At 36.2% G+C, this 26,595-nt stretch carries 31 protein-coding genes and 4 tRNA genes; 13 read left to right on the forward strand and 22 right to left on the reverse strand.

Annotated elements, in window-relative coordinates; genetic code table 11:
• Positions 1-9: 9 nt before the first annotated feature.
• The 11 genes from HZR84_02980 to HZR84_03030 all read right to left on the reverse strand — a co-directional run bounded on the left by HZR84_02980 (position 10) and on the right by HZR84_03030 (position 6,746).
• Positions 10-537: a 50S ribosomal protein L10 gene (locus tag HZR84_02980; GenBank protein ID QNL20951.1), complete on the reverse strand. Its 528-nt coding sequence runs from the start codon at positions 535-537 to the stop codon at positions 10-12.
• A gap of 6 nt (positions 538-543) precedes the next feature.
• Positions 544-1,233, reverse strand: coding sequence for a 50S ribosomal protein L1 (locus HZR84_02985; protein QNL20952.1), 690 nt, complete (start codon positions 1,231-1,233; stop codon positions 544-546).
• 10 nt (positions 1,234-1,243) lie between these two features.
• The gene (gene rplK, locus HZR84_02990; GenBank protein QNL20953.1) at positions 1,244-1,687 is read right to left on the reverse strand and encodes a 50S ribosomal protein L11; all 444 of its coding nucleotides are present in this window, start codon (positions 1,685-1,687) and stop codon (positions 1,244-1,246) included.
• Position 1,688: 1 nt separating this feature from the next.
• Positions 1,689-2,243 carry a transcription termination/antitermination factor NusG gene (gene nusG / locus HZR84_02995; protein ID QNL20954.1) on the reverse strand — a complete coding sequence of 185 codons (555 nt, stop codon included), beginning with the start codon at positions 2,241-2,243 and terminating at the stop codon, positions 1,689-1,691.
• A 9-nt stretch (positions 2,244-2,252) separates the two neighbouring features.
• Positions 2,253-2,444 (reverse strand): preprotein translocase subunit SecE, encoded by a 192-nt coding sequence (secE, locus tag HZR84_03000; protein ID QNL20955.1) that lies wholly within the window; start codon positions 2,442-2,444, stop codon positions 2,253-2,255.
• A gap of 13 nt (positions 2,445-2,457) precedes the next feature.
• Positions 2,458-2,530, reverse strand: a tRNA-Trp gene (locus tag HZR84_03005).
• 96 nt (positions 2,531-2,626) lie between these two features.
• A complete protein-coding gene (tuf, locus tag HZR84_03010) occupies positions 2,627-3,814 on the reverse strand; it encodes an elongation factor Tu (GenBank protein QNL20956.1) in 1,188 nt (395 codons plus the stop codon).
• A 75-nt stretch (positions 3,815-3,889) separates the two neighbouring features.
• Positions 3,890-3,961 (reverse strand) — tRNA-Thr (locus HZR84_03015).
• A 15-nt stretch (positions 3,962-3,976) separates the two neighbouring features.
• Positions 3,977-4,049: transfer RNA gene (locus HZR84_03020), tRNA-Gly, on the reverse strand.
• A 39-nt stretch (positions 4,050-4,088) separates the two neighbouring features.
• Positions 4,089-4,171 (reverse strand) — tRNA-Tyr (locus HZR84_03025).
• A 130-nt stretch (positions 4,172-4,301) separates the two neighbouring features.
• The gene (locus HZR84_03030; GenBank protein QNL20957.1) at positions 4,302-6,746 is read right to left on the reverse strand and encodes a M1 family metallopeptidase; all 2,445 of its coding nucleotides are present in this window, start codon (positions 6,744-6,746) and stop codon (positions 4,302-4,304) included.
• A 110-nt stretch (positions 6,747-6,856) separates the two neighbouring features.
• On the opposite strand from HZR84_03030, the gene HZR84_03035 reads away from it, so the two are divergent.
• The 3 genes from HZR84_03035 to frr are packed head-to-tail and all read left to right on the forward strand — an operon-like array spanning position 6,857 to position 8,644.
• Entirely contained in the window at positions 6,857-7,366 is a 510-nt protein-coding gene (locus HZR84_03035) for an acetyl-CoA carboxylase biotin carboxyl carrier protein subunit (protein ID QNL20958.1), read from the forward strand.
• Position 7,367: 1 nt separating this feature from the next.
• Positions 7,368-8,075: a UMP kinase gene (locus tag HZR84_03040; GenBank protein ID QNL20959.1), complete on the forward strand. Its 708-nt coding sequence runs from the start codon at positions 7,368-7,370 to the stop codon at positions 8,073-8,075.
• 8 nt (positions 8,076-8,083) lie between these two features.
• On the forward strand, positions 8,084-8,644 hold the full coding sequence (gene frr / locus HZR84_03045; GenBank protein QNL20960.1) for a ribosome recycling factor: 561 nt from the start codon (positions 8,084-8,086) through the stop codon (positions 8,642-8,644).
• A gap of 51 nt (positions 8,645-8,695) precedes the next feature.
• On the opposite strand, the gene HZR84_03050 is transcribed toward frr, so the two are convergent.
• Genes HZR84_03050 through HZR84_03065 form a run of 4 tightly spaced genes read right to left on the reverse strand, consistent with a single transcriptional unit; the run spans position 8,696 to position 10,725 of the window.
• Positions 8,696-9,268 carry a nicotinate-nucleotide adenylyltransferase gene (locus tag HZR84_03050; protein ID QNL20961.1) on the reverse strand — a complete coding sequence of 191 codons (573 nt, stop codon included), beginning with the start codon at positions 9,266-9,268 and terminating at the stop codon, positions 8,696-8,698.
• Positions 9,265-9,837 carry a guanylate kinase gene (gene gmk / locus HZR84_03055; protein ID QNL20962.1) on the reverse strand — a complete coding sequence of 191 codons (573 nt, stop codon included), beginning with the start codon at positions 9,835-9,837 and terminating at the stop codon, positions 9,265-9,267. The genes HZR84_03050 and gmk overlap by 4 nt, the downstream gene beginning before the upstream one ends.
• Complete coding sequence (locus HZR84_03060; GenBank protein ID QNL20963.1) at positions 9,834-10,118, reverse strand: hypothetical protein; 285 nt, start codon at positions 10,116-10,118, stop codon at positions 9,834-9,836. The genes gmk and HZR84_03060 overlap by 4 nt, the downstream gene beginning before the upstream one ends.
• Before the next feature lie 4 nt (positions 10,119-10,122).
• A complete protein-coding gene (locus tag HZR84_03065) occupies positions 10,123-10,725 on the reverse strand; it encodes a sigma-70 family RNA polymerase sigma factor (protein ID QNL20964.1) in 603 nt (200 codons plus the stop codon).
• Positions 10,726-10,907: 182 nt separating this feature from the next.
• Here HZR84_03065 and HZR84_03070 point away from each other — a divergent pair, with 182 nt between their 5' ends.
• The 3 genes from HZR84_03070 to HZR84_03080 are packed head-to-tail and all read left to right on the forward strand — an operon-like array spanning position 10,908 to position 14,512.
• Positions 10,908-11,684 (forward strand): glycosyltransferase family 2 protein, encoded by a 777-nt coding sequence (locus tag HZR84_03070; protein ID QNL20965.1) that lies wholly within the window; start codon positions 10,908-10,910, stop codon positions 11,682-11,684.
• Between the two features lie 12 nt (positions 11,685-11,696).
• Positions 11,697-12,683 carry a glycosyltransferase family 9 protein gene (locus HZR84_03075; protein ID QNL20966.1) on the forward strand — a complete coding sequence of 329 codons (987 nt, stop codon included), beginning with the start codon at positions 11,697-11,699 and terminating at the stop codon, positions 12,681-12,683.
• On the forward strand, positions 12,680-14,512 hold the full coding sequence (locus HZR84_03080; protein ID QNL20967.1) for an ABC transporter ATP-binding protein: 1,833 nt from the start codon (positions 12,680-12,682) through the stop codon (positions 14,510-14,512). Before HZR84_03075 ends, HZR84_03080 begins: the two co-directional genes overlap by 4 nt.
• 155 nt (positions 14,513-14,667) lie before the next feature.
• Here the strand turns inward: HZR84_03080 and HZR84_03085 are convergent, their stop codons facing one another.
• Positions 14,668-15,084, reverse strand: coding sequence for a molybdenum cofactor biosynthesis protein MoaE (locus HZR84_03085; protein QNL20968.1), 417 nt, complete (start codon positions 15,082-15,084; stop codon positions 14,668-14,670).
• 1 nt (position 15,085) lies between these two features.
• Entirely contained in the window at positions 15,086-15,328 is a 243-nt protein-coding gene (locus HZR84_03090) for a MoaD/ThiS family protein (GenBank protein QNL20969.1), read from the reverse strand.
• Positions 15,329-15,456: 128 nt separating this feature from the next.
• Between HZR84_03090 and moaA the strand changes: the two genes are divergently transcribed.
• Both moaA and HZR84_03100 read left to right on the forward strand, forming a co-directional pair.
• Positions 15,457-16,452 carry a GTP 3',8-cyclase MoaA gene (gene moaA, locus HZR84_03095; protein ID QNL23169.1) on the forward strand — a complete coding sequence of 332 codons (996 nt, stop codon included), beginning with the start codon at positions 15,457-15,459 and terminating at the stop codon, positions 16,450-16,452.
• 1 nt (position 16,453) lies between these two features.
• Positions 16,454-17,650 carry a molybdopterin molybdotransferase MoeA gene (locus HZR84_03100; GenBank protein ID QNL20970.1) on the forward strand — a complete coding sequence of 399 codons (1,197 nt, stop codon included), beginning with the start codon at positions 16,454-16,456 and terminating at the stop codon, positions 17,648-17,650.
• A 29-nt stretch (positions 17,651-17,679) separates the two neighbouring features.
• Here HZR84_03100 and HZR84_03105 read toward each other — a convergent pair whose 3' ends face one another.
• Together HZR84_03105 and moaC are read right to left on the reverse strand one after the other, a co-directional pair.
• A complete protein-coding gene (locus tag HZR84_03105; protein ID QNL23170.1) occupies positions 17,680-18,645 on the reverse strand; it encodes an NTP transferase domain-containing protein in 966 nt (321 codons plus the stop codon).
• Between the two features lie 139 nt (positions 18,646-18,784).
• Positions 18,785-19,264, reverse strand: a complete 480-nt coding sequence (gene moaC, locus HZR84_03110; GenBank protein QNL20971.1) for a cyclic pyranopterin monophosphate synthase MoaC — start codon at positions 19,262-19,264, stop codon at positions 18,785-18,787.
• Positions 19,265-19,345: 81 nt separating this feature from the next.
• Here moaC and moeB point away from each other — a divergent pair, with 81 nt between their 5' ends.
• Genes moeB through HZR84_03135 form a run of 5 tightly spaced genes read left to right on the forward strand, consistent with a single transcriptional unit; the run spans position 19,346 to position 23,156 of the window.
• Complete coding sequence (gene moeB / locus HZR84_03115) at positions 19,346-20,470, forward strand: molybdopterin-synthase adenylyltransferase MoeB (protein QNL20972.1); 1,125 nt, start codon at positions 19,346-19,348, stop codon at positions 20,468-20,470.
• Positions 20,470-21,222: a molybdate ABC transporter substrate-binding protein gene (modA, locus tag HZR84_03120; protein ID QNL20973.1), complete on the forward strand. Its 753-nt coding sequence runs from the start codon at positions 20,470-20,472 to the stop codon at positions 21,220-21,222. The genes moeB and modA overlap by 1 nt, the downstream gene beginning before the upstream one ends.
• On the forward strand, positions 21,222-21,620 hold the full coding sequence (locus tag HZR84_03125) for a TOBE domain-containing protein (protein QNL20974.1): 399 nt from the start codon (positions 21,222-21,224) through the stop codon (positions 21,618-21,620). The genes modA and HZR84_03125 overlap by 1 nt, the downstream gene beginning before the upstream one ends.
• Positions 21,620-22,276, forward strand: coding sequence for a molybdate ABC transporter permease subunit (gene modB / locus HZR84_03130; protein ID QNL23171.1), 657 nt, complete (start codon positions 21,620-21,622; stop codon positions 22,274-22,276). Before HZR84_03125 ends, modB begins: the two co-directional genes overlap by 1 nt.
• Position 22,277: 1 nt before the next feature.
• Positions 22,278-23,156: an ATP-binding cassette domain-containing protein gene (locus tag HZR84_03135; GenBank protein QNL20975.1), complete on the forward strand. Its 879-nt coding sequence runs from the start codon at positions 22,278-22,280 to the stop codon at positions 23,154-23,156.
• Between the two features lie 88 nt (positions 23,157-23,244).
• Here HZR84_03135 and HZR84_03140 read toward each other — a convergent pair whose 3' ends face one another.
• From HZR84_03140 to HZR84_03150, 3 genes are all read right to left on the reverse strand, one after another.
• Positions 23,245-24,552, reverse strand: coding sequence for an adenosylhomocysteinase (locus HZR84_03140; protein QNL20976.1), 1,308 nt, complete (start codon positions 24,550-24,552; stop codon positions 23,245-23,247).
• Positions 24,553-24,617: 65 nt separating this feature from the next.
• Positions 24,618-25,922, reverse strand: a complete 1,305-nt coding sequence (locus HZR84_03145; GenBank protein ID QNL20977.1) for an AarF/ABC1/UbiB kinase family protein — start codon at positions 25,920-25,922, stop codon at positions 24,618-24,620.
• Positions 25,923-26,561, reverse strand: a complete 639-nt coding sequence (locus HZR84_03150; GenBank protein QNL20978.1) for a TetR/AcrR family transcriptional regulator — start codon at positions 26,559-26,561, stop codon at positions 25,923-25,925.
• Positions 26,562-26,595 lie beyond the last annotated feature (34 nt).

A 26,595-nucleotide genomic window follows, 5' to 3' on the forward strand; every position in this document is an offset into this window, starting at 1 on the left:
CGTTATTGTTTAAGATTCTTTTTCTGATAAAGTTTTTACTATACCTGCGATGTTATTTTTGCCGCTCTGCAGACCGGACATAACATTCGCCATTGGTGATTGAAGTAAACTAATGATTTCTCCAATGAGTTCATTTTTAGATTTCAGATTACTTAATGCTTCTAATTGATCTTCACCGATATAAAAAGCATTTTCAATTGAAGCTGCTTTCAATTTCGGTTTTTCACCCTTGCCTTTGCGATAATCTTTAATCACTTTGGCGGGCAAATTTCCAACCTCTTTAGAGAACATAATCCCTGAAAATCCTTTCAGAACATCATACAGTTCGCTATAATCACCTTCTATTTCTTCAAGTGCCTTTTTTATAAGCGTATTTTTAACCACTTTGTATTCAATGCCAGCCTTATGACAAAGACTTCTGAATTCATTGGTTTGATCCACAGTCATACCAGAAGCATCCGCAAAATAGAAATGGTTTGTTTCTGATAACTTAACTTTAAGATCGTCTATAATTTGTGCTTTTTCCTCCCTAGTCATGATTCCTTAAGCTAATGTTTTGTGGTCAATTTTAATGCCCGGACTCATTGTACTCGAAAGAGTAATACTTCTGATGTATTCTCCTTTTGATGAGGCGGGTTTTAATTTATTAATGGTGCCCATGATTTCTTTGGCATTATCAACTATTTGATCTGCGTTAAAATCCATTTTGCCAATGCTCATATGAATGATTCCAAACTTATCTACTTTGAAATCAATTTTACCAGCTTTTACCTCGGTTACAGCTTTTGCAACATCAGGAGTAACAGTTCCAGACTTTGGATTCGGCATTAAACCTCTTGGACCAAGAACACGACCCAGTTTTCCAACTTTTGCCATTACTGCAGGCATGGTGATAACTACGTCAAAATCGACCCATCCACCTTCAATTTTTTTAATCATGTCGTCAAGGCCCACATGATCCGCACCGGCAGCTTTAGCTTCTTCTTCCTTATCTGGAGTACAAAGAACTAAAACTTTAACCTCCTTACCGGTACCATGAGGTAACGTGGCTACGCCTCTTACCATTTGATCGGCTTTTTTCGGATCTACTCCCAGCCTGATATCCATGTCTACCGAAGCGTTAAATGATGTATAACTCACCTCTTTTAAAAGAGAAGCAGCTTCTGAAATGCTGTATTCTTTTAATTTATCTACTTTAGAGAGAGCCTCTTTTCTTTTTTTAGAAAGTCCCATTTTAATAATATTAGTTAGCCCAAGGAGCTTTACCTTTAACATTTAAACCCATGCTTCTGGCAGTACCTGCCACTTGCTTCATTGCTGACTCAACTGTATGAGCATTTAAATCCGGCATTTTAATTTCCGCGATTTCTTTCACCTGATCCCATGTTACTGAACCAACCTTTTTTCTATTGGATTCAGGACTGCCTTTCTTCTGCTTCGATTTCTCCAGCAAGAGTGTTGCAGCGGGAGGTGTTTTAATGACAAAATCAAAGGATTTATCAACATAAACCGTCACTACAACGGGTAGCAATTGTCCTCTTTTATCCTCGGTTCTTGCATTAAATTGTTTGCAGAACTCCATGATATTAACTCCTTTAGCACCTAAAGCAGGTCCTACCGGAGGAGATGGGTTTGCTGCTCCACCTCTGACTTGTAATTTTAAAAAGCCACTTACTTCCTTTGCCATCTTATTTTATTTTCTCGACTTGCATATAGTTAAGTTCCACTGGGGTATTTCGCCCGAAAATCTTAACCATTACATTTAATTTCTTTTTATCTTCAAAAACTTCCTGAACAGTTCCGGTAAAACCGTTGAACGGCCCATCCATTACATTAACCTCTTCACCTACTATAAAAGGTTGATCCAACTTCATTTCCATTTCTTCACTTTCATCAACTTTCCCAAGTATTCTATTTACTTCGGTTTGTCTCAATGGAACAGGTTCCTTGGAAGCTCCTTTTTCGTTACCCAGAAATCCCAATACACCGGGTATTCCTTTAATAACATGAATTACTTCGCCATGCGATGGATCCATTTGAACCAAAACATAGCCAGGAAAGAAATTCTTCTCCCTGATTCTTTTCTTGCCATTCCTCATTTCATAAACCTTCTCAGAAGGAATAAGAATTTGCGGTATGACTTCAGTCAGATTTTCTCTGCCAATTTCATTCTCCAGGTAAGTTTTAACTTTCTTTTCCTGTCCAGAAATCGCCTTAACTACATACCAATTCAAATCTGACATATTCTAAAATTAAAATTCCCGGTAAAACCAGGTCATCACGTTATCAAAAGCCAGATCCATTACCCCAATAATTAAGGCGAAGATCAAGGATGCAACCAAAACCAGAATGGAACTTGATTGAAGATCACCATATTTTGGCCAAGACACCTTGTATCTCATTTCGTTTACTGACTCTAATATATACGCTCTAATCTTATTCATTACTCATTTTTAGCACGGGTGGCAAGAATCGAACTCGCGACCTTTGGTTTTGGAGACCACTGCTCTACCAGCTGAGCTACACCCGTATGCAGAAAAAAGGACTGCAAAATTACGACTGTAGGATCAAAAAAACAAATGCCTCCGCTAATTATTTGCGGAGGCATTATTTATGTGAAAATGGCTTAGTTTAAAACTTCAGTTACCTGACCGGCTCCTACAGTTCTACCACCTTCTCTGATAGCGAAACGCAATCCTTTTTCCATCGCTACAGTACTGATCAATTCAACAGTAATTGTAACGTTATCACCAGGCATTACCATTTCAACGCCATCAGGTAGCATGATTTCTCCTGTAACGTCAGTAGTTCTGAAGTAAAACTGAGGACGATACTTGTTAAAGAATGGAGTGTGTCTTCCACCTTCTTCTTTTTTAAGTACATAGATCTCAGCTTTGAATTTATCGTGAGGAGTAACAGAACCCGGCTTACAGATTACCATTCCTCTCTTGATTGATTCTTTTTCTATACCTCTAAGTAGAAGTCCGGTATTATCACCAGCTTCACCTCTATCTAATATTTTACGGAACATCTCTACTCCGGTAACTGTAGACTTCAAGTTTTCAGCACCCATTCCGATGATATCAACAGAATCACCAGAGTTGATGACACCTCTTTCAATTCTTCCTGTCGCAACTGTACCTCTACCAGTAATTGAGAAAATATCCTCAACAGGCATTAAGAAATCAAGGTCAACAAGTCTTTCAGGAATTGGAATGTATTCATCAACAGCATTCATCAATTCTTCAATTTTTTCAACCCACTTGCCTTCGCCATTCAAACCACCTAAGGCCGAACCTTGAATTACAGGTATGTCATCGCCAGGAAAATCGTAAAAGCTAAGAAGCTCTCTGATTTCCATCTCAACTAATTCCAATAATTCCGCATCATCAACAAGGTCAACTTTGTTCATAAATACAACGATTGCCGGAACACCTACCTGACGGGCAAGAAGAATGTGCTCTCTGGTTTGAGGCATTGGACCGTCAGTCGCAGCCACAACCAAAATTGCTCCGTCCATCTGTGCAGCTCCGGTAACCATGTTTTTAACATAGTCAGCGTGACCCGGACAGTCTACGTGAGCATAGTGTCTGTTTGCAGTTTGATATTCAATGTGCGAAGTATTAATTGTAATACCTCTCTCCTTTTCTTCCGGAGCATTATCAATTGCATCAAAATCTTTTTTCTCAGCAAATCCTTTATCAGATAATACTTTAGAGATTGCTGCTGTTAATGTTGTTTTGCCATGATCCACGTGTCCTATAGTACCTATGTTAACGTGGGGCTTATCCCGTTGAAATGTTTCCTTAGCCATTTCTTATTTCAATTTTAATTATTAAAAATTTTACAAATTACGTTTTACTTTCCTTAAATCCTATTTTATCAGCAGAGCCAATGACGGGAATTGAACCCGTGACCTCATCCTTACCAAGGATGCGCTCTACCCCTGAGCTACATCGGCTTTAAAAATTATAAGAGCGGGAGACGAGGTTCGAACCCGCGACCTACAGCTTGGAAGGCTGTCGCTCTACCAGCTGAGCTACTCCCGCTTATAATGTTCATTGCTGAACTCAAGATAGATATCAAAGTGGGGAGAGCAGGATTCGAACCTACGAAGTCGTAAGACAACAGATTTACAGTCTGCCCCAGTTGGCCGCTTTGGTATCTCCCCCTCTCATCAAATTCAAGAACTTTTTGGCATATAAAATGCCGCTCCAATTTTTTTGGAGATGCAAAAGTAGATGCTTTTTTAATTTATTCAAACTTTGTATAATATTTTTACAAAGAGTCTTTTTTTACTTTTATAACATATTGGAAAACCACTTTCTGATAGCATCGGAATCCTCCTTTTTTAATATATCAATTAACTGTTTTTTCACAAGAGGTCTGTCCAAATAAACTAGCAAGGATTGATATGCCATTACACGGTTGAACGAATACTTATCGTTTGTGGCAATATTGTATAATAAGTTAAGCGCCTGTTGCTGTTCAACAGAGTCAGCATTTAGCATTCCCAAACCGTAATAGCCTAATATGGCATATTTATTTTGATCTGAAATTATATTCAACTTCTCTTTAAACCAATCAGATTTATCTATGGATAAGGAAGCATAATAAGATGCCACTACATTTAACACATGCGGATTATTTGATTCTTCGAATGCCTGAACAATTTCCATTTTTTCCGCACTATCTTTTTTTATATCAATCAATGCATCGAGCGCTATAGCATTGACATACCAGGAAGAGTCTTTAAGGAAAGCTTCATAAAAAATTGTGTCCGGTTCAACTATATACATTAGGGTTTCAAGAGCCGCTCCTCTTACGTAAGATTTGTTTGAGGTTTTAGCTATTTCTATAATCCGCCTTTTTGTATCGGCACCTATTATATCATATTCTCTTTCAATAAAATCCAAGGTCAATTCCTGAATCGTGTAAGAGCTATCCAGTAAAAACACCTGTGATATTCCCGTACTTTTTACTCTTTCCGGGAAGCTATCGCGTAAGAGCATAAAAGCATCATAACGATTTAGAAAATCATTGCTATTGTAATATTGCAAAACCAATTCATCGTATGTTTTTTTAATTGAAACTTCAATCAAAAGATTGTGATCCGGATCAGCTATTAATGTGCCCCCCAATGCTTCCAATTCCAATTTGAAATTTGTGCTTTTTTGGCTAATTACAATCACAGTATCAAAAGGAATTCTATCCCGATATAAATAGCGCAATTTCAAGGGTATTCTAAAAGCATCTTCTTTTTGAATTTGATTAATTTCTATGCCTAAAATATTCGGCTCCATTTCCTCATATTTTATTTTTAATTGCGGGTGACCAGGTCTTTCAAACCACTGTTCAAAAAAATAATGAAGGTCTTTTCCTGAGAGGTCTTCAAATACCTTTCTCAAATCGGATAGTTCCACATTTTGGTATTTAAATTTTTTCAGGTAAACACTAATGCCTTCAAAAAATAAATCATCACCCAATTCCTTTCGAAGCATATGGATTACAAAACCACCTTTTGAATAGGAATGGGCGTCAAATAAATCTCCCGCATAATCATATCTGTGGCGAATAATAGGTGCCCGGTAGTCGCGCGCCTCTGAAAAATAATCATCGAGTTCAGCCAGGCGAACTAAAGCAGCGGCTTCTTCACCGTATTTATATTCTGACCATAAGTACTCTCCATAATTTGCAAATGATTCATTCAAACTGACATATGGCCAGGATTCGCAAGTCACCAGGTCTCCAAACCATTGATGAACCAATTCGTGGGATATAATCCAATCAAAATTTTCATCTGTTAATTCTTTTTTATCAACATATAAGTTACTCATGAAAACAGATGCACTTGTATTTTCCATGGCACCTGTGATGAATTGGCGCACCGGAATTTGAGCGTACTTTTCCCAGGGAAATGGATAATTAAAAAGCGAGGAATAGAAATTGATCATCTCTGAGGTGTTTGCAAAAACATCATCCATGGAATTTTCATATTCCCTTTCTGTGTAAACATAAAGTGGAACCGATTCAGATTTTAATTCAAGAATTTTCCAAGATCCTACGGCTATCATTGTCAAATATGCAGAATGAGGCAGTTGTTGTGACCAGTGATCAGTTCTTGTACCATTCTCATTAAACGTTTTTGCCTTTAACTTTCCATTGGATAATGTTACCATCGAAGTGTCAACAGTAAGATAGATATCCTGAGTAAATTTTTCATCGGGTCGATCCAAAGTCGGAAACCAAACAGAATTATAACTGGTCTCACCCTGTGTCCAAATCTGAGGTGAAATACCCTGAATGGTGTCTAGTGGATCTACAAAAAACAAACCTTTGTCTTCAGGTGAAAGTGAATCGTAGAAGCGATTTGGCTTAGCGCGATAAGCTATGTTAATTGTAAGAACATCATATTTATTTAAGGCTGTATCTACTTTAAAATAAATTCTGTCATTTCTGTAATTGTATTGCCAATTAAATCTATCAAGTGGTTTTATGGACACGTTTAATATTTCCATGCTTTTAGCATCGAGATAAAATTCTTTGATGTCCTTAACATTTGGCTTTATTGTTAAAACAGCTAATCCTCCAACCTCCTGTTTTTGCCAATCGAATGAAAGCTGTAACTCGGTATGCAGGATATCAACTATTTTTTGATCCTGGATTTGAAGGGGTTTTTCCTCTAAAAGTTCAACTTTTTTGGCAAGCGCTTTTTGAGCACTTATCTCTGGCTTGGATTTCTTCATACAAGAAGCCATAAGCGTTAGAATCGCAATTAAAAAGACTAAACTTGTCTTTAAATTATAGAATTTCAATTTGGATATTTTCATATATCTTTGGCTCAAAATTCGGATCAATGAATCAGGTCACAATAAACGGAAAAAAACAGCACAAGGTCGATAAGGATAGTGATGGAAATTTATTGATTGATGATAAAATAGTTGATTGGGATTTACACAAAGTCAACGACAAGCTATTTCATATAATATTCGAGAACGAGTCTTTTATTTCTGAAATCCTATCAATAGATACAGAAAACAAAAAAGTATTGTTCCGAATCAATGGAGAATTATTGGATGTAGCTTTAAAAGACAAATTCGACATTTTACTGGAAAAGCTTGGAATGGCACATATGACTAGTAAAAAAGTCAATGATATAAAAGCACCAATGCCGGGATCAATTCTAAATGTAATGGTAAATGAGGGCGACACCGTTGCAAAAGATCAGGCGATATTGATTCTTGAAGCTATGAAAATGGAAAATGTTATTAAATCTCCGATTGATGGTGAAATTGCAACTGTACTTGTGAAAACCGGAGAGAATGTTGAAAAAAATCACAAATTGATTGAATTCAAGTCAGAGTAGAATGAAATATAAAAGAATCCTATTAAAACTCAGCGGTGAAGCACTGGCCGGAAAACACGGTCATGGCATTGAAACTGAAATTCTTGATCGCTTTGCACTTGAAATAAAAGAAGTTGTAAAAGCCGGTGTTGAAGTGGCCATAGTAATAGGTGGTGGAAATATAATGCGCGGTGCCGATGCTGAAGCACTCGGAATCGATAGAGTTCAGGGTGACTATATGGGCATGCTTGCCACGCTTATAAATGGAATGGCCATACAAAGTGTTCTTGAAAAAAATGGTGTTTATACACGACTTCAATCCGGAATTAGAGTCGACCAGGTCTGCGAACCATTTATCAAACGTCGTGCCGTACGTCATTTGGAAAAAGGACGTGTTGTAATTTTTGGAGCCGGAACCGGAAATCCTTATTTCACGACTGATTCAGCTGCGAGCTTAAGAGCAATAGAAATAGAAGCAGAAGTGGTTCTCAAAGGAACCAGAGTTGATGGTGTATATAATGCCGATCCTGAAAAAGATCCTGAAGCCATTAAATTTGATCACATTTCTTTTGAGGAGGTAATTCTGAAAGGATTAAAAGTGATGGATATGACGGCTTTTGCTTTGTGTAAAGAAAATGAATTGCCAATAATTGTATTCGATATGAATAGATCGGGCAACTTACTCCGAATTGTTAAAGGGGAAGAAGTAGGCACATTGGTTACTAATTAATAATACAAATGGAAGAAATAGAAATGATATTGGAGTTGACTGAAGAAAGCATGGATAAGGCAGTCGCTCATACCAAATCTGAATTAGCAAAAATTAGGGCGGGGAAGGCCAATCCTTCAATACTTGAAGGTGTAATGGTCGAATATTATGGTGCGATGACTCCATTAAATCAACTCGCAAGTGTTAACACTCCGGACGCGCGTTCATTTTTAATCAAGCCTTTTGAAAAATCAATATTAGCCGATGTTGAGAGAGCGATAATCAATTCAAATCTTGGCTTAAATCCACAAAACGACGGAGAAAATATTAGAATCAATTTACCTCCACTTACAGAAGACAGGCGTATTCAATTGGTTAAACAAGCGAAATCGGATTGTGAACAAGGTAAAATTAGTATCCGAACAGTAAGAAAGGATATGAATGATGAACTGAAAAAATTACAAAAAGATGGTGCTCCCGAAGATCTGATCAAGGATGCAGAAGGAGAAGTTCAAAAAATCACAGATAAACACTCAGAAAAGTTAGATGAAATTTTTAAGGTCAAGGAAGAAGAAATAATGACCATCTAATTTTTTGGATCAATTTGATAATGATCATTTGATTTAAAAAAAATTCATCAATCAGGAATAAATTTTATTGCGAATAATGTATTCCTCTACATCCGGATGCACAAGATATCTGATCGATTGATTATTCCGCACACAATCTCTAATAAATGTCGCTGATATTTCCATTAAAGGCGCTTCAATCATTTTGACTGATTCCCCATAATCTTCTAATACTTCCGGCGTGTTGGGTCTTGGGTAAACTAATAAACGATGGTATTTTAAAATCGCTTCGTAATTTTTCCACTTGTTGAAATGTACAAGATTATCTTCCCCAATTATCAGTGAAAACTCCCTTTCCGGATATTTTTCCGTTAAATACGCCAACGTGTCAACCGTATAGCTCGGTTTCGGCATATGAAATTCAATATCTGATACTTCAAACTCCAAATTATCATAAATAGCCAGTCGGACCATTTCAAGTCTGTCGTATTCGGGAATAAGTGAAGTATTTTTTTTAAAAGGACTTTGAGGAGAAACAACAAACATTACCTTTTGAATATCTGTTTTCTCCAAAATTGTATTGGCAATAATTAAATGTCCAATATGGATGGGATTAAAAGAGCCAAAAAATAGTCCTACTTTCAAGTGAGAAATTTGTTTATGTATTTTTCGGCTTCCTGAACGGCATGATCCAGATTATCATTTTCTATCACCACATCAAAATGCGAAGCATATTTCATTTCTGACTCGGCCTTATTAATTCTTTCCTGCAGACTTTTATCATTTTCGCTTCCGCGTTTTTTTAGTCTTTCTTCTAAGGTTTGAACTGATGGAGGTTGTACAAAGATTGCTAATGCTCTATCGCCGTATTGTTTTTTAATGTTCAAACCACCTTTTACATCAATATCAAAAATCACATGGCGGCCCTCAGTCCATATCCGCTCCAATTCAGACTTTAGCGTACCATAAAAGGCGTTTTCATATACTTCTTCCCATTCGACAAATTCCTCATTTTTTATTTTTTCTTTGAATTCATCCAATGTCAAAAAATAATAGTCCTTACCGTTTTGTTCACCCTCTCTTATGGTATTGCGGCTGGTGGCCGATATTGAAAATCCAATATTGGGGTATTTTGAAAGAATCCTTTTTACTATGCTCGTCTTACCTGCACCAGATGGCGCAGAAAAAATGAGAAGCTTACCTTTTTTACTCATGCGATCGTTATTTCCCGAAGCTTCAGCTGGATTGCTTTCACCAGTTTATCAGGAACTCTAACATTTCCACATTTTTCTTTGAGGACAGCACGGATATTTTGCTCTTCCATATAGTGGTCCTTGCAATCCTTACTTCCCTCAACATGAGCTAAAAATAATTTTTCTTCTTCAGAATTTGCTTCTCCATCCATTACGAGGTGAGCCAGTTTCATGAACTCAGGACATAAAGTATATTTTTCACCGTCATTCATTCCATTTTCATTAGTAGTAGTTTTATTCATAAGCCTAACTCTTATAACCTAAAGTCTTAGCGTACATTTTTAGTTTCTCTTTAAGCAAATTTCTTGCTCTGTGAAGTCGTGATCTCACCGTGCCAATCGGTATATCAAGTATTTTGGACATCTCTTCATAAGTGAATCCTTCCAGATCACACAATATGATTGCAGTTCTAAAATCAACATCAAGCGCATTTAAAGCTGTGGCTACTTCATCACCAATTTTATCTCTTTCAGTTTCAGTTCTTAAATCAACCGTTTTATTTGAATCTGCATCCTCAGAGTTATAAGTGTGCTCTAAATCGCTATAATCAACCTTTGTTGGTTGCTTGCTTTTCTTGCGAAATTCATTGATGAAACTATTTTTCAGGATGCGGAACAACCATGCTTTAGCATTGGTTCCCGGCTCATATGAATCAAAAAAACGATAAGCTTTTAAATAGGTGTCCTGAACCAGGTCATTGGCGTCATCTTCATCCAGGGTTAGTCGGTATGCAAAATTGTAAAGTGAATCCAGATAACCCATAAACTCATCAATAAAAAGTTTATGTCTTTTTCCACCTTTGAGGTTAATTTGAGGTCTATTTGAAATATCCACTTTTTTTTCTGCCATTGTTTCAAAAATAAGAATTCTATTTAGATCAAGCCATTTTAAGTTTTTATAATACCCATTAATTGTCGCAGGCTCTACTTATTATATTAATTAACTAAACATCAATTATGTTTGCTTGTGATTGAAATGATATTACGATACTATTGATCTTATATTTCATTGATAATGGCTAATATTGAGCTATGGAGGCAACAGATGTAAAGATATCTTTAGTGATTATTGCATTCAATGAAGAAGACAAGCTGGCCAATTGCATCAATAGCGCCAAGGAAGTAGTTGATGATATTTTGGTCGTTGATTCTTATTCCACAGATCAAACGGTCCTAATTGCAGGATCACTAGGTGCAAGAGTGATTCAAAACACTTTTGAAGGACATATTGAACAGAAAAATTTCGCCCTTCAAAATGCATATTACGAACATGTCCTTTCTTTAGATGCCGATGAAGCACTATCTGAACAGCTAAGAAAAAACATCTTGAAAATAAAGTCTGGTTGGCAAGCCGATGCCTATAAAATGAATCGATTGACAAGTTATTGTGGAAAATGGATTCGTCACGGGACCTGGTATCCTGACCGCAAAATAAGACTTTTTAAAAAAGATGCAGGATCCTGGAAAGGATCAAATCCACATGACCGTTTTGATGTCATGGAAGGAAAAGAAATAAGCTTTATTAAAGGAGATATACTTCATTACACCATGGATAATATTTCAGACCATTTAAAACAAATGGATTATTTCACTGAAATCATGGCCAGAGATCTACATAAGGCCGGTAAAAAATCAAACTACTTGAAATTAATTTTTAGCCCTATGATTAAATTTGTTATGGCTTATTTTGTCCGCTTGGGATTTTTAGATGGCTATTACGGTTTGGTAATTGCCTTGAATTCAGCCCATGCTTCATTTTTGAAATATGCGAAATTGATGGATTTTAATCGCAGGGGGATTGACAAATAGAATTTGGAAGAATTGAAGTTGTCACGAATTGCAATAAGCCGAACCGATGCCATTGGAGATGTAATCCTCACCTTACCACTATGCGGGTATCTCAAATCCCTCAATCCTGAAATTAAGATTGACTTTATTGCAAGAAATTATACTAAAGCCATAATACAACGTTCAGAAAATATCGATTCGGTAATACTAGATACAGAAGTTGATGAATATTTCAACAAGAATAAACCGGATGCGATTATTATAGTATTCCCAGATAAAAAAATATCATTGCTGGCTAAAAAATATAAGGTCAAAACAAGAATTGGGACTTCACATCGATGGTGGCATTGGTTGCATTTGAATAAAAGAGTTGATTTCACCAGAAAAAATTCGAGTTTACATGAGTCTCAACTCAATTTTGAATTGCTAAAGGGATTGGAAATTGATTTCGTCCCTGAATTAGATGAAATACCTAGCTATTTAGGAATTAAAAGAAAATCCAAGGAAAAATCGACAAAAAAAAGGATTCTTTTTCACCCTAAATCAAGAGGCAGTGCCAGGGACTGGCCACTGGGCAATTATAAAAAACTGGCCTTACTTCTTCCCGATGATGAATTTGAAATTATAGTTACAGGCACTGAAAAAGAAGAGGAGATTATAAATCAGGAAGATCCGCAATTTTTTATTGATTCAGGTGTAAAAAATCATATGGGGAAATACAGTCTGGAACAATTGTTTGACTTTATTGGAGATTCTGATGCGGTAGTAGCTTGCTCAACTGGCCCCCTGCATATCGCAGCCATTCAAAACGTTTTTGCCCTTGGGCTTTATCCACCAATTAAGCCGATGCACCCTGGCAGATGGGCTCCTATAGGAAAATATGTTAAAACATTGACAGGAAAATCGAATTGTATTAATTGCCCCATTCCTTCAAATTGCGATTGTATGAAGAAGATAAGTCCTGAAAAAGTTACATCAGAGTTAGTTTCATTTTTTAATTCACGAGATTTACAGGAATGAAAACTTATTTCAGATTATTAGGTTTTGCCCCTTCGATAAAGAAGTACATACCAATCTACTTTCTTTTCTCACTACTGTATATTGTTTTCAGTCAATTTAATTTTATTCTGATCATGCCCCTTTTGGATCTATTATTTGGAAAGGTCCAATCCACACCTGCAGAACTCATCGAACCGGGGGCATTTGAATTTTCTATTGAGTACTTAAAAAATTCATTTAATTATTATCTCAAAAATATAATTATAGAAAGCGGTGCTTTTGAGGCTTTAAAGGTTATTTGCCTTGTAGTAATTGCAGCTACTTTTCTCAGCAATGTGTTTCGGTATTTATCGCAAAGACTGGTTGAAACCATTCGCGCTTCAATCGTTAGAAACATCAGAGAAAGGGTATATAATCATACGATTTCACTCAATATTGGATTTTTCACAAATGAGCGAAAGGGAGATATAATTTCACGAATAACCACCGATATACAAGAGATCGAAAACAGATTAACCAGTACAATATCAGTCATTATCAAAGATCCATTAATGCTTTTGGGTTATTTCTTTATTCTGTTCTCACTATCAATTAAACTCACACTGTTTTCTCTAATTATTATACCGGTCATGGGTGGGATGATTGGCGTATTGGTAAAACAGCTCAAAAAAGATTCACAAAACACCCAAAATTCATTAAGTCGCTTAATTAGTATGATGGATGAAACCTTTTCAGGCTTAAGGGTTATAAAAGCATTTAACGCGACGGGGTTTATTAAAAAGAACTTCAAAAAAGAAAATGACTATTATGCTCACAAAGTCAGAAGAATGAATGTGAAAAAAGAACTGGCGAGTCCAACTTCAGAATTTTTAGGCGTTCTTTTGGTATCAGGTATATTACTTATAGGTGGGTATTTTGTTTTGGCAGATCAAAGTTCATTAAGCGCCTCCGAATTTATCGCATATCTGGCTGTATTTTCTCAAGTTATGCGTCCTGCAAAATCAATAACCGAGGCATTTAGTTCAGTTCAAAGAAGTTTGGTTGCCGGTGATCGTGTGATTGAATTGATGGAAAAGAAGAATCCAATTGTTGAATCGGATAATCCTGTTTTTATAAAAGATTTTAATGACAAAATAGAATTAAAAAATATCAATTTTTACTACGGTGAAAAGCAGGTATTGAAAAACATAAACTTCGAAGTCAAAAAAGGCAAGATGGTCGCGCTTGTTGGGCCTTCCGGTGGTGGTAAGTCTACATTGGCCGATCTAATTCCCCGTTTTGCAGATCCTAAAAGTGGTCAAATCCTGGTTGACGGCTATGAATTAAAAGAAATTGACATCCAATCGCTCAGAAATCTAATGGGCATTGTTACACAGGAGGCGATTTTATTTAATGACAGTATTTTCAACAATATATCATTTGGAATAGAAGCCAGTGAAGAAGCGGTCATTCGGGCTGCAAAAATTGCCAATGCACATGATTTTATCATGGCGACTGAAGACGGCTACAATACCACAATTGGCGATCGCGGTATGCGACTTTCCGGCGGACAAAGACAACGCATAAGTATTGCGAGAGCAGTGCTTAAAAACCCTCCCATACTTATTTTAGATGAAGCCACTTCTGCTCTGGATACCGAATCTGAAAGAATGGTTCAAGAGGCATTAAATAAATTGATGATGAATCGAACTTCATTGGTAATTGCCCATCGTTTAAGTACCATTCAGGAAGCCGATGAAATTATAGTTCTTCAGGAAGGTGAAATCATCGAAAGAGGTAATCATTTTGATCTGATTGAAAATAAACACGGGTTATATACGCGATTAAAGCAAATGCAAAGCCTCAACTGAATTTAGAATTGACAATTACGGATTACGAATAAATTTAGGGTTGATTCAATATTCAAAAAATATATAGCTCGCAATTAAAATTTCGTAATTGATAATTCGTCATTGATAATTCGTAATTGATAATTCGTAATTGATAATTCGTAATTCGTAATTGATTAAGGGTGTGTAGCTACCCATACTTCACCATCTTCAAAGAACTCTTTTTTCCAGATTGGAACGTTTTCTTTTAATGTATCTATAGCGTATTGACATGCTTCGAATGCGGCTTTTCTGTGTGGAGTTGAAATAGCAATTACTACTGCCGTTTCCCCGACTTCCAAAACCCCAATTCTATGATGTATGCAGATATTATGGGCATCCCATTTTGATTCAATAAATTGAGCAATTTTAAGCATTTCTTTTTCTGCCATTGGAATATAAGACTCAAATTCAAGACGTTCAACAGTTTTGCCATTGGTTTGATTTCTAACTGTACCAATAAAAGTGGCTATCCCTCCGGCTTCATGATGTCTGACAAAATCAAGACAGAATCCGCAATCTAATTTTTCCTCCTTTATCTTAATTTCAATCATATTACCCTCCACTTACAGGTGGAATGATCACAACTTCTTCGTTTTCCTTGATCTGATATTCATCGGACTGATAATCTTCGTTTATTGCAAATTTTAGACTTCTAAGTTTATGAAAACCAGGATATTCATTTACCAGTTTGTTTTTTAGATCTGCTATTTTAGTGCCCGATTCAAGATGAAGAGTCAACTCCTTCTTTTTTAGTATTTCTTTTGCAATTCCAAAGGCCAAGAGCTTAACCTGCATAAAAATCAAATTAATGTCTAAATTTCAAAATATTGACAGTGTAAATTTAAAGCTTTGGTCTGAATATCTTAATTTTTACCTTGCAAAGGATAATTCAATATTCACAATTAATCAGATTAAACTAAATCATTCCATTGAGTCTTTTTGATAATCACGGTCGTAGAATAAACTATTTGAGAATAGCTGTTACAGATCGATGCAATCTGCGATGCTTTTATTGTATGCCTGAAAATGGAATTCAATATGTGAAACGCACAGATTTAATGTCATTTGAAGAGTTGTTAAGGACAATTCATGTATTTGCTTCAGCCGGTATTTCAAAACTTCGCATTACCGGAGGAGAACCTTTTGCCAGGAAGAATATCATTGACTTTCTAAAAGAGGCTTCCAAAATTCAGAATGTAGAACAAATTCACATTACATCAAATGGGACTTTTGATAATGATGTTATTGATGAACTCCGTCGAATAGGAATAAAATCTCTAAACCTCAGTCTTGATAGTCTTGACAAGGAAAGATTTTATCAAATAACAAGAAAAAATCTATTCGAAAAAGTTTATTCAAATTACCTGGAATTATTAAAATCAAAAATTGATGTGAAAGTCAATATGGTGGTCATGGACGGGAAGAATATTGAAGATATTTATCCCATGCTTGAACTTGCAAAAAAAGACAAGGTATCAATTCGTTTTATTGAAGAAATGCCATTTAACGGAACCGATGGCAGAGGAAATGCATCATTCTGGCCGATGAAGAAAATTCTCGATTTTATCCAATCCGAATACGAGATCCAAAAAATTCCGGATCCTGAATATTCTACATCCTACAATTATAGGATTAAGGGGTTCAAAGGTAGTTTTGGAATAATCGCCGCCTATACCAGGACTTTTTGTGGAACTTGTAATCGGATACGAATCACACCTCAAGGCGATTTACGTACATGTTTGTATGGCAATGGTGTATTAAATATTCGAGACCTTTTAAGAAGCGAGATCGAAGATGAAGATTTACTAAAACATTTAAAAGTGGTCTTAAATCAAAGGGCTAAAAATGGATTTGAAGCTGAGAAACATATCAGAAGAGTCAATCAATCTTTTGAATCCATGGCAAGCATAGGAGGATAATATGATCAGCGTTGAAGAAGCCGAAAAAATTCTATCCGAGAATTACAGAGATTTTGGGACCGAAAAAATCCCCATTGAAAAATCAGTCGGAAGAATTATAAGAGAAGATATAATAGCAGATCGCGATTTTCCGCCATTCGATCGTGTAACAATGGACGGCATCGCTATTCGATATAATGCTATTGAAAAAGGCGAAAAAGATTTTTCTATAAGAGGTGCCGCTGCTGCCGGTGATCCGCAAAAATCATTGAGAGAAAAAGGGGCTTGTCTGGAAGTAATGACCGGAGCAATAATGCCAGATGGCCTGGATACGGTAGTCCCTTATGAAAAAATAGAAATAAGAGAAGGTAAAGCTTATCTGAAAACAGAAGAAATTAAATACAAACAGAATATTCACTTCAGGGTAGAAGATCGTAGAAAAGGGGATGTATTGATTAAATCCGGAATGAAAATTTCAGCGGCTGAAATCGGCCTTTGTGCCACGGTTGGAAAATCTGTAGTTAAGGTCAGTCGGCTTCCAAAAACAATTATTATATCAACAGGAAAAGAACTTGTAGGGATAAACGATAAGCCCGAGGCACATCAAATTAGAGAAAGTAATGTATATGCCATTCAGGCCCTTCTAAAAAAAGTTCAAATTGAAGCGAATACAATGCATTTACCGGATGATTATGATACCATAATCAAAATTCTCAAAGAACTTTTAAATGAATTTGAAATAATTATTTTAAGCGGTGGTGTATCGAAAGGAAAATTTGATTTTATCCCCAATGCGTTAGAAGAATTGGGCTTGAAAAAATGTTTTCACAGAATTGCGCAAAGGCCCGGAAAACCGTTTTGGTTTGGAACCCTCGAAAATAAGGTAAGTGTATTTGCACTTCCCGGAAATCCGGTTTCATCTTTTTTGTGTATCAATTATTACTTTTTCGATTGGCTAAACGGTTCAATTGAAGCTTATAAAAACCAAAGGCCATTAGCAAAATTGGGTAGAGATATTGAATTCAAAGCAGATCTTACTTATTTTTTGGAAGTCAATCTGGAGTATACAGAAAAAGCTGAACTCATAGCTTTCCCAAACAAAGGGAATGGGTCGGGAGATCTTGCGAATTTAACCAACAACTCTGCTTTTACTATTCTTCCAAGGGGACGTGAAATTTATAAAAAAGGTGAAGTTTTTCCTGTCCTGATCTACCGATAAATTATTTACTCAATTCAATTCCAATACTTTTACTTTGAAGAATCTATTTTTGATCGGATTTTTGCCATTTCCTCAGGTGTATTGGCATTGAATAAATGTTCCTTATTCTCAATCTCCAACTCCTCAACATCTGAATTGATTAATGCTTTTCTCGGACATGAGAATCCAAGCGATAGAAAGTTTAATAGGCGCGGATAAGATCTCGGTTCCCAAATGGTGATCAGCGGTTCGGGAAAATTGGTCTCAGGATTGTGAAAACAAGTGGCGTATTTTGAAGTGTTTCTATTACCTACCAGCTGATTGATCGTCTCTTTATTAAGCAATGGAATGTCTGTCGCTAAAACAAGCCATGCGGCATTCGGATCATGTATAAACGCAGAAACAATTCCTGAATAAGGTCCCAATCCTGTGATTTTATCTTCTATCTGAGGAAGTTTTGAATCAGATTTTTGGGCCACAGATAAATAGGTTTCTTCACAAAAACCCGAAATTAATTCATAGATATATTCGTTTTGAGGTTTGCCATGGTAATCGATCTTTGTTTTGTCTTTACCCATTCTCAAACTCTTTCCTCCTGCCAATACAAGGCCTTTTAATTTGGGTCTCTTTGTTTCTTCTATTCCTCTGATTAACGTTGCAATTCCTTCAATCCACCTAATTTTAAATGTTGGAATACTTTTCCAGTCTTTGATCGCTTCTTTCAGGAAATCATATATCTCAGTCTCTCCTTCAGCAAACACAAAAGCTACTACATTTTTAAGTCGGTCTAGTTTACGGCTTAGCGACTCTTTTTTCTTTTCATTGATTATGACAATTTGCTTATCACCCAAAAAATGATTTCCATTAATCAATAAGAGGTCAAGATCCAGAAATTGCGAGCGCAGTTCGAATTCCGAATAATCACTTTTGAAATTGACCTGATGATGAGAGATTTTATCGGTGTAAGTCAAATTGAAGTCCAGGGCTTTTTCACCTTCCCCATGATCCGCATCCATGTAACCGACATTGATATTTTTCAATTTTGGACTGATGTCTTTTACTAAATCCTGAATTTCAACACAAGGAGCACCGATAAAGGCAATTTCATTTCTATGATATTTTCCTCCCAACGGCTTTTCCAGATCAGCGTGTTTTTTATGCTCTTTTGAAGTCACTTTTACCTCCTGTTTTTTCAATCAGCATGGTTTGTTTTATCTGAATATTCTGAGAAAAGCCTTTGCACATATCGTATATAGTAAGTGCGGCAATACTGGCACCTGTTAATGCTTCCATTTCTACTCCAGTCTTTGCCTTTATTTTGGTTGAACACCTTATTTCGATCATTTTCTGATCATTTATTTTAATTTCCACCTCACAGTTATCCAATTGAAGAGGGTGACAAAGTGGTATTAAATCGCTGGTTTTCTTGGCCGCCTGGATTCCCGCGATAATAGCCGTTTGAAATACAGGTCCTTTTTTGGTGTGAATCTCGTCATTTTCAAGCCTGTTAATTATTTCCTGATCAATGCTTATCAGTGATTGGGCCACCGCCATTCTGTAGGTTTCACTTTTTTCGGTGACATCCACCATTTTGGGATCTCCGCTTTTGTTCAAATGTGTAAAATCCTTTGACATGATATAAATTTTCTATTTCGAAGTTATGAATAGTATGAGACATATGTGCTGATCATTCCTGAATCTATTACTTTTGATTTTATGTCGCTTTCAAAGGATGAGATATTACGTTATTCTAGACAAATTATTTTGCCTGAATTTGGCAGGGAATCCCAGGAAAAATTAAAAAATTCCAGCGTTCTGGTCGTTGGTGCCGGTGGCTTAGGCACTCCTCTTTTGATGTATTTAGCAGCAGCAGGAATTGGGACAATTGGAATCGTAGATTTTGACATTGTCGATGTTTCCAATCTTCACAGACAAGTTCTTTACGGCACTTCTGATCTTGGGAAAAAGAAAAGCAGGCAAGCCATAAAAAAGCTAAAAGACAATAATCCACATATAAATTATAAGATTTTCGATGAAAAACTGAGCTCAGATAATGCCTTGAGAATCTTTCAAAATTTCGATGTGATTGCCGATGGAACAGATAATTTTCCAACGAGATATCTTGTTAATGATGCTTGTGTTTTAACAGGTAAGGTAAATGTCTTTGCTTCTATTTTTCAGTTTGAAGGTCAATTGAGTGTTTTTAATTACATGGGAGGTCCAAATTATAGGGATTTGTTTCCTAAGCCGCCACTTCCCGGAATCGTACCAAACTGTGCTGATGGTGGTGTTTTGGGCGTCTTGCCGGGGATACTTGGAACCATGCAGGCACTAGAAGTTATTAAGGTGCTATCGGGCATTGGAGAACCACTATCGGGCAAACTTCTTTTGGTTGAAACCAAAGACATGGAATTCAGGAAAATAAATATTCAAAAAGACACCGACAATCCAATCAGCGGAAAGAAACCTCTTATAAAAGAACTCATCGACTATGAGGAATTTTGTGGATTAAAGTCAAAAAAAATGAAAAGCATTGATGTTCAAGAATTTAAAAAATGGAAGGAGAATAATAAAGAATATCAACTCTTCGATGTTAGGGAAATTAATGAGCATACACTTTCCAATCTCGGAGGACAACACCTTCCGATGTCGGAAATTCAAAATAGTTACAAAGAGATACCTAAGTCTGGCAAAGTCATACTCTACTGCAAAAGCGGTCAGAGAAGTGCAACGATTATCAAATTTTTAAGTGAGAAATACGCTTATGATAATCTAATTAACCTTGAAGGAGGAATAACGGCATGGAAAAATCATTTCGATCCTGATCTGATAATTGCCTGATGGATCATCGGTTTTATTCTTTTCTCGCCATTGTAATCAACGGCATATTATTCATTTCATGCGAGAAGACAGAAGAAAAATATTTGAGCATAGCTGTATCTTCAAACGCACAGTTTGTCGTAAAAGCCTTGGTGGAAGAATTCGAGATAACTGAAGATGTAAATATTGAGATAATAAGTTCGTCCAGTGGAAAACTCGCCGCTCAAATATTACAGGGGGCGCCATACGATATATTTATTTCTGCCGACCGGTATTATCCCGATTTCATTTACGGAAAGTATGCCAATTGCCTGCCTCCAAAAAATTACGCGAAGGGGAGTTTGATATTATGGTCAACTGTCCTAAGTGAAAAAATAAGCTTGGAACAATTAAAATCCGAAAGCATCGAAAATATTGCAATCGCCAATCCGCAACTTGCACCTTATGGAAAAGCCACTGTAGAATTTTTACAAGCTATTAATCAATACGAAACACTAAAAAGTAAATTAGTGATTGGAGAAAATATTTCGCAAACGGCTTTATTTATACAAAGTGGAGCTGTACAGGCTGGATTTACTGCGAGATCATTAATGTATGGTTCCTCATTTAAAAACGAATCCAATTATTTAGAAATTGATACAAGTCTTCATTCTCCAATTGTTCAGGCTTTTATTGTTCTTAAACCAGATACTATTTCCAATCGCTTTGCCAATTTTATTCTTTCAAATGATGGCCGCAAAATTCTATCAGAATTTGGTTATTTTCGACCATAATGAATCGTTTTAAATCGATAATTGAAGAAGTTGAATCGGAAGGATCCATGAGTCTGGTCAAATTGAAATCGGGAAATAACTTTTTTACAAGTATTGTTTTAGACAATCCCCAGAACTCAAATTATCTTTTCATAGGCAATGAAATAGAAATATTATTTAAAGAAACTGAAGTAATTATTGACACAAATACAAATCATAACAGCAGTTTAAGAAACCGCATTTTAGGAAATATTGAAAAAATAGAACATACTGCCATACTTTCGAAAATAGTTCTTAAAACAGAGGTGGGTACTATTACCTCTATAATCACCAGGGGTTCAGCCGAAAGACTAAATCTTAAGATTGACGATACGGTTTTCGCCATGATTAAAACCAATGAAATTATTTTATCGCATTGATCGATCTAAATCCCATATGGCTTTCGCTAAAACTGGCTTTTTTTAGTTCATTAATTTTGATGTTAATAGGCATTCCCATTGCTTATTGGCTCGCCTTTAGTAAAAATAAAATTAGATCATTTATCGAAACCCTGGTGAGCATGCCTTTGGTTTTGCCACCTACTGTCTTAGGATTTTACTTTCTTTTTTTTTTCAGTCCTGATAAATTTCCCGCTTCTTTCTTAAAAGAATATTTTGGGATCGATATCCTTTTTTCGTTTCAAGGTCTTGTATTTGCATCTGTGGTTTACAGCATGCCATTTATGGTAAATCCAATTCGTTCCGCTTTTGCCAGTATGGATAAATCCATCATCGAAGCTTCATGGGTACTTGGCAAGTCAAAGCTGAATACGATTTTAAATGTCATTATCCCGAATACCAAGAATTCCATAATTACTGCCTTTGCTATGGCTTTTGCTCACACATTAGGAGAATTTGGCCTCGTATTGATGATTGGAGGAAATATTCCTGATAAAACCAGGGTAGCGTCTATTGCAATTTACGACAGCGTTGAAGCCCTGGATTACAATAGTGCCAATATCTATTCTCTTGTGATTATTGTAATTGCATTTCTCATATTATTTGGACTAAATCTATTCAATAAAAGAATTCTGTAATATGATAAATATCAATGTCAAAAAGCAATTGAATTCTTCTGAAGGAAAACTTGAATTGAAGGTGAATTTCAATATCAGCAAAGGCCAACTACTTTGTCTTTTTGGAGCATCGGGTTCAGGAAAAACCTCTATCCTGCGAATGATATGTGGACTAATGAAACCCGATGAAGGGCAAATTATAAAAGGAGAACAAATTTTATTTGACTCCGAAAAGAAAATAAATATGGCCGTCCAAAAAAGGAAAATTGGATTTCTCTCCCAGGACTATTCCTTGTTTCCCAATATGTCGGTTGTTGAAAATTTAAAATACGGTTTGGATAAAGGCGTAAATCCAATTCTTGTTAACTCAACCCTGGATTTACTGGGCTTAAAAGGGCTTGAAAAGCAAAAACCTAATCAACTTTCCGGAGGTCAAAAACAACGGCTTGCTTTGGGGCGAAGCATTGTCAATAAGCCTGATCTATTACTTTTGGATGAACCTCTATCTGCTCTTGATGGAAAGATGCGCAGTGAATTGCAGTCTTATATATTAAAAATTCATAAGGAGTTTGATCTAAGCATGGTGTTGGTGACACACGATGTATCGGAAATTCTAAAACTTTCCGATGTTGTTCATATTCTGGAAAATGGGAAAATAATTCGTTCCGGAACAGCAGAAGAAGTCTTTCTTAAGAATAAAATCAGCGCCAAATATCAATTTACCGGCGAAATTGTCAACATCGAAAAGCAGGGTTTTATTTCCATTCTGCATGTACAGGTTGGGCAAAATTTGATAAAAGCTGTTTGTGAAAATAGCGAAGAAGACTTTAAACTTGGCGATAAGGTTAGTTTAGCATCAAAGGCATTCAATCCCATTGTAAGCAAAATTCTAAGGCCATAAAAAACCACGAAACTTAATTGCTTCGTGGCTTTCTCAGTTTAATCTACCCAATTGCACAATAGGGCAGACTTAATTCTATAAAAATGAATTAGTATCTGTATTGTTCAGACTTGAATGGCCCTTTAGTGTCCACTCCGATATATTCAGCCTGTTCTTTACTGAGTGTAGTTAGCTCCACTCCTATTTTATCAAGATGAAGCATTGCTACTTTTTCATCCAAATGCTTTGGCAAAATGTATACTTTGTTTTCGTATTTATCATTGTTATTCCAAAGTTCCATTTGTGCTAATGTCTGATTTGTAAATGAATTTGACATCACAAAAGACGGATGACCCGTAGCACATCCAAGGTTTACCAAACGTCCTTCGGCAAGAAGAATAATTTCATTGCCATTGACATTGTACACATCAACCTGTGGCTTTACGGTGTATTTAGAATTACCATGATTCTTATTTAACCAGGCTACATCGATTTCATTATCGAAGTGACCGATATTGCAAACAATTGTTTTATCGTTCATCATTTGGAAATGCTCTCCTGTCAAAATATCCTTATTTCCGGTAGCAGTAACAATAATATTGGCTCTTGGAATAGCAGTTTCCATTCGTTTTACTTCGAACCCATCCATTGCTGCCTGTAATGCACAAATTGGATCAATTTCAGTTACAATTACACGAGCACCGGCTCCTCTTAATGATTGAGCGGTTCCTTTTCCTACGTCACCATAACCGGCAACTATTGCAACTTTCCCGGCCATCATAATATCAGTTGCTCTTCTGATAGCATCTACTGCAGATTCTTTGCAACCGTATTTGTTGTCAAATTTAGATTTAGTTACTGAATCATTTACATTAATAGCAGGCATCGGTAAAGTACCATTTTTTACCCTTTCATACAATCTGTAGACTCCAGTCGTTGTTTCTTCAGAAATACCTTTAATGTTCTGAGCTAATTCTGGATATTTGTCCAAAACAACATTGGTCAAATCTCCACCATCATCCAATATCATATTTAAAGGTTGTCCACCTTCAAAAGCATGAAGTGTTTGCTCGATGCACCATTCGTATTCTTCTTCAGTCATACCTTTCCAGGCATAGACAGGAATACCGGCTTCGGCAATTGCTGCAGCTGCCTGATCCTGAGTAGAAAATATATTACAGGAAGACCACGATACTTCGGCTCCTAATTCGATAAGTGTTTCAATTAGTACCGCAGTTTGAATGGTCATGTGAAGACATCCGGCTATTCTGGCTCCTTTTAAAGGTTTTGAACCTCCAAACTCTTCTCTTAGCGACATCAAACCGGGCATTTCGGCTTCAGCTAATTTAATTTCTTTTCTTCCCCAATCTGCCAGATTGATATCTTTTACTTTATAATTTTCTTTTGTTTCGATCATTTTATTGGATTGATAATTTCAAATTGACTGCAAAAATAAATTTATTAAAGGCAAATTCCAACCTCTTAAAACTCCCAATGAGTTCTTGGCTCTATTTCAGCCTTTATTTGATTTAGTAAATTATATAAACCAAAATATGTTCTGTTTACATAAAGTGCATGTTGAGACCCCCTGGCAGTGCCTGCTTCTCGCAATTCTTTCATTGTCGCGGTTTTCTCACCCAAGTCATAAATGTCTTTAAAGTAGGAATTGTCACCAAAATCAAATTTCTCAGACCTGTAAGGTTTGGATAGCAAATCACCTAATTCTGCATAAATTTCAACAAAGAGATTTCTGATTTTTTGAGAATCTTTAGACGTAATTAATTCGATATCCTCAAGAATTTTTTCAAATTCTTCATTTCCTGTCAGACGATCAGCTCTAAGCAATTTGAAATAATTGATATAGAATTCTTCAGGAATAACTTTTACACATCCAAAATCCAGAATGGCTAATTTTCCTTCTTTTGTTATCATAAAATTCCCCGGATGAGGATCAGCATGAACCATTTTCAGCTTATGCACCTGATAGTCATAAAAATCCCACATAATCTGACCCACTTTGTTTCTCATTATTTGATCAGGATTGGTGAGGAGCCATTCTTTTATATGTGCACCATCAATCCAATCCATTGTGAGAATTTTTCGCGCAGAAAACTCAGGATAATATTTTGGGAAAACAACATCTCCTATGTCCTTGCAGGCTTCTGAAATTTCCACGGATCGTTTTAGTTCTAATTCATAATCGGTCTCCTCAGTAAGTCTTTCTTCAACCTCATTCATATATTTGTCGAGGTCTTTACCTTTTACATTCATTAATCGTTTGGCAAAAGGTTTGGCCATCTTCAAATCTGATTGAACGCTTTCTGCGACTCCCGGATACTGTACTTTTACAGCAAACTCTTTCCCATCTTTACTTGCTTTATGCACCTGACCAATTGATGCTGCATTGACCGCCTCCTTAGTAAAGGTGTCAAAAATATCTGAAGGTGATTTTCCAAAATAACTCTTAAAAGTCTTCACAATTAGCGGGCCTGATAACGGCGGAGCACTGTATTGAGACATTGCAAATCGCTCCTGATAAGCTGTAGGAAGAATATTTTGATCCATACTCATCATTTGTGCTACTTTTAGAGCACTGCCTTTAAGATTGCTGAGCATGCCGTAAATCTCTTCGGCATTATCATTATGCAAGTCATCTTTAGATTTTTCCGGATTGACCGCTTTCTTAGCGTAATGCTTTACGTAGTTACCACCAACTTTTACTCCCGTCTTGACGAATGCAGTGGCTCTCTGAACCTTACTTGCAGGTATACTTTCTTGTGATTTCAATTATTTACTTTGATTTTGAAAGATGAATTTTGCGAAATCAATCGCTGAATCTAATGGTCCTTTTCCTATAAGTTCAAAAGCCAGATTAACTGATTTCTCAATGGCAGCATCTGTTTTTTCAAATCCTCTTGAATCGTCTTTGATCCAAAATTCAAGGATAAATAAAAAGTGAATCCAGAATACCCGAAAATACTGATCGGTGAGTCGTGGGCGATCGGCAATTTCTTCCTTTTCAATACCTTCCTCAACAATAGCTTTCATCCATTCCTCAAACTTTTCCTTAAATTTTTTAAGATCGGCTGTATCTTTAGCTGCTTTTATTAGTCGTTCATCTCCCCTTTTGAACAGAATATAACTGCGATAAGACTTGAGCATTTCAACAAGGGTATAGTAGAAAAACAGCACTTTTTCCCTCGCAGATCCATTGACATAGTTCTCTTCTTTCGAAAGGGAAGATTCCACTTCTCCAAAGATATGCTCCCAAACTGCTTTGTCAAGATCATTTAACGAATTGAAATGATTGTAAAATTCTTTTTCGTCAAGCTTTATTTTTTTACAAAAAGAAAGAACTGAATTCAATGCTTCCTTATCCGTAAGAAGCATCTCCATATATTGCTTTAAAATTTTTTTCTTATCCATTAAAAGAAAAACAGTTATTTATTGCTTTGGTTTC

Origin of the sequence: Hyphobacterium sp. CCMP332 (assembly GCA_014323545.1) — a bacterium.
In the GTDB taxonomy this organism is placed as follows: domain Bacteria; phylum Bacteroidota; class Bacteroidia; order Cytophagales; family CCMP332; genus CCMP332.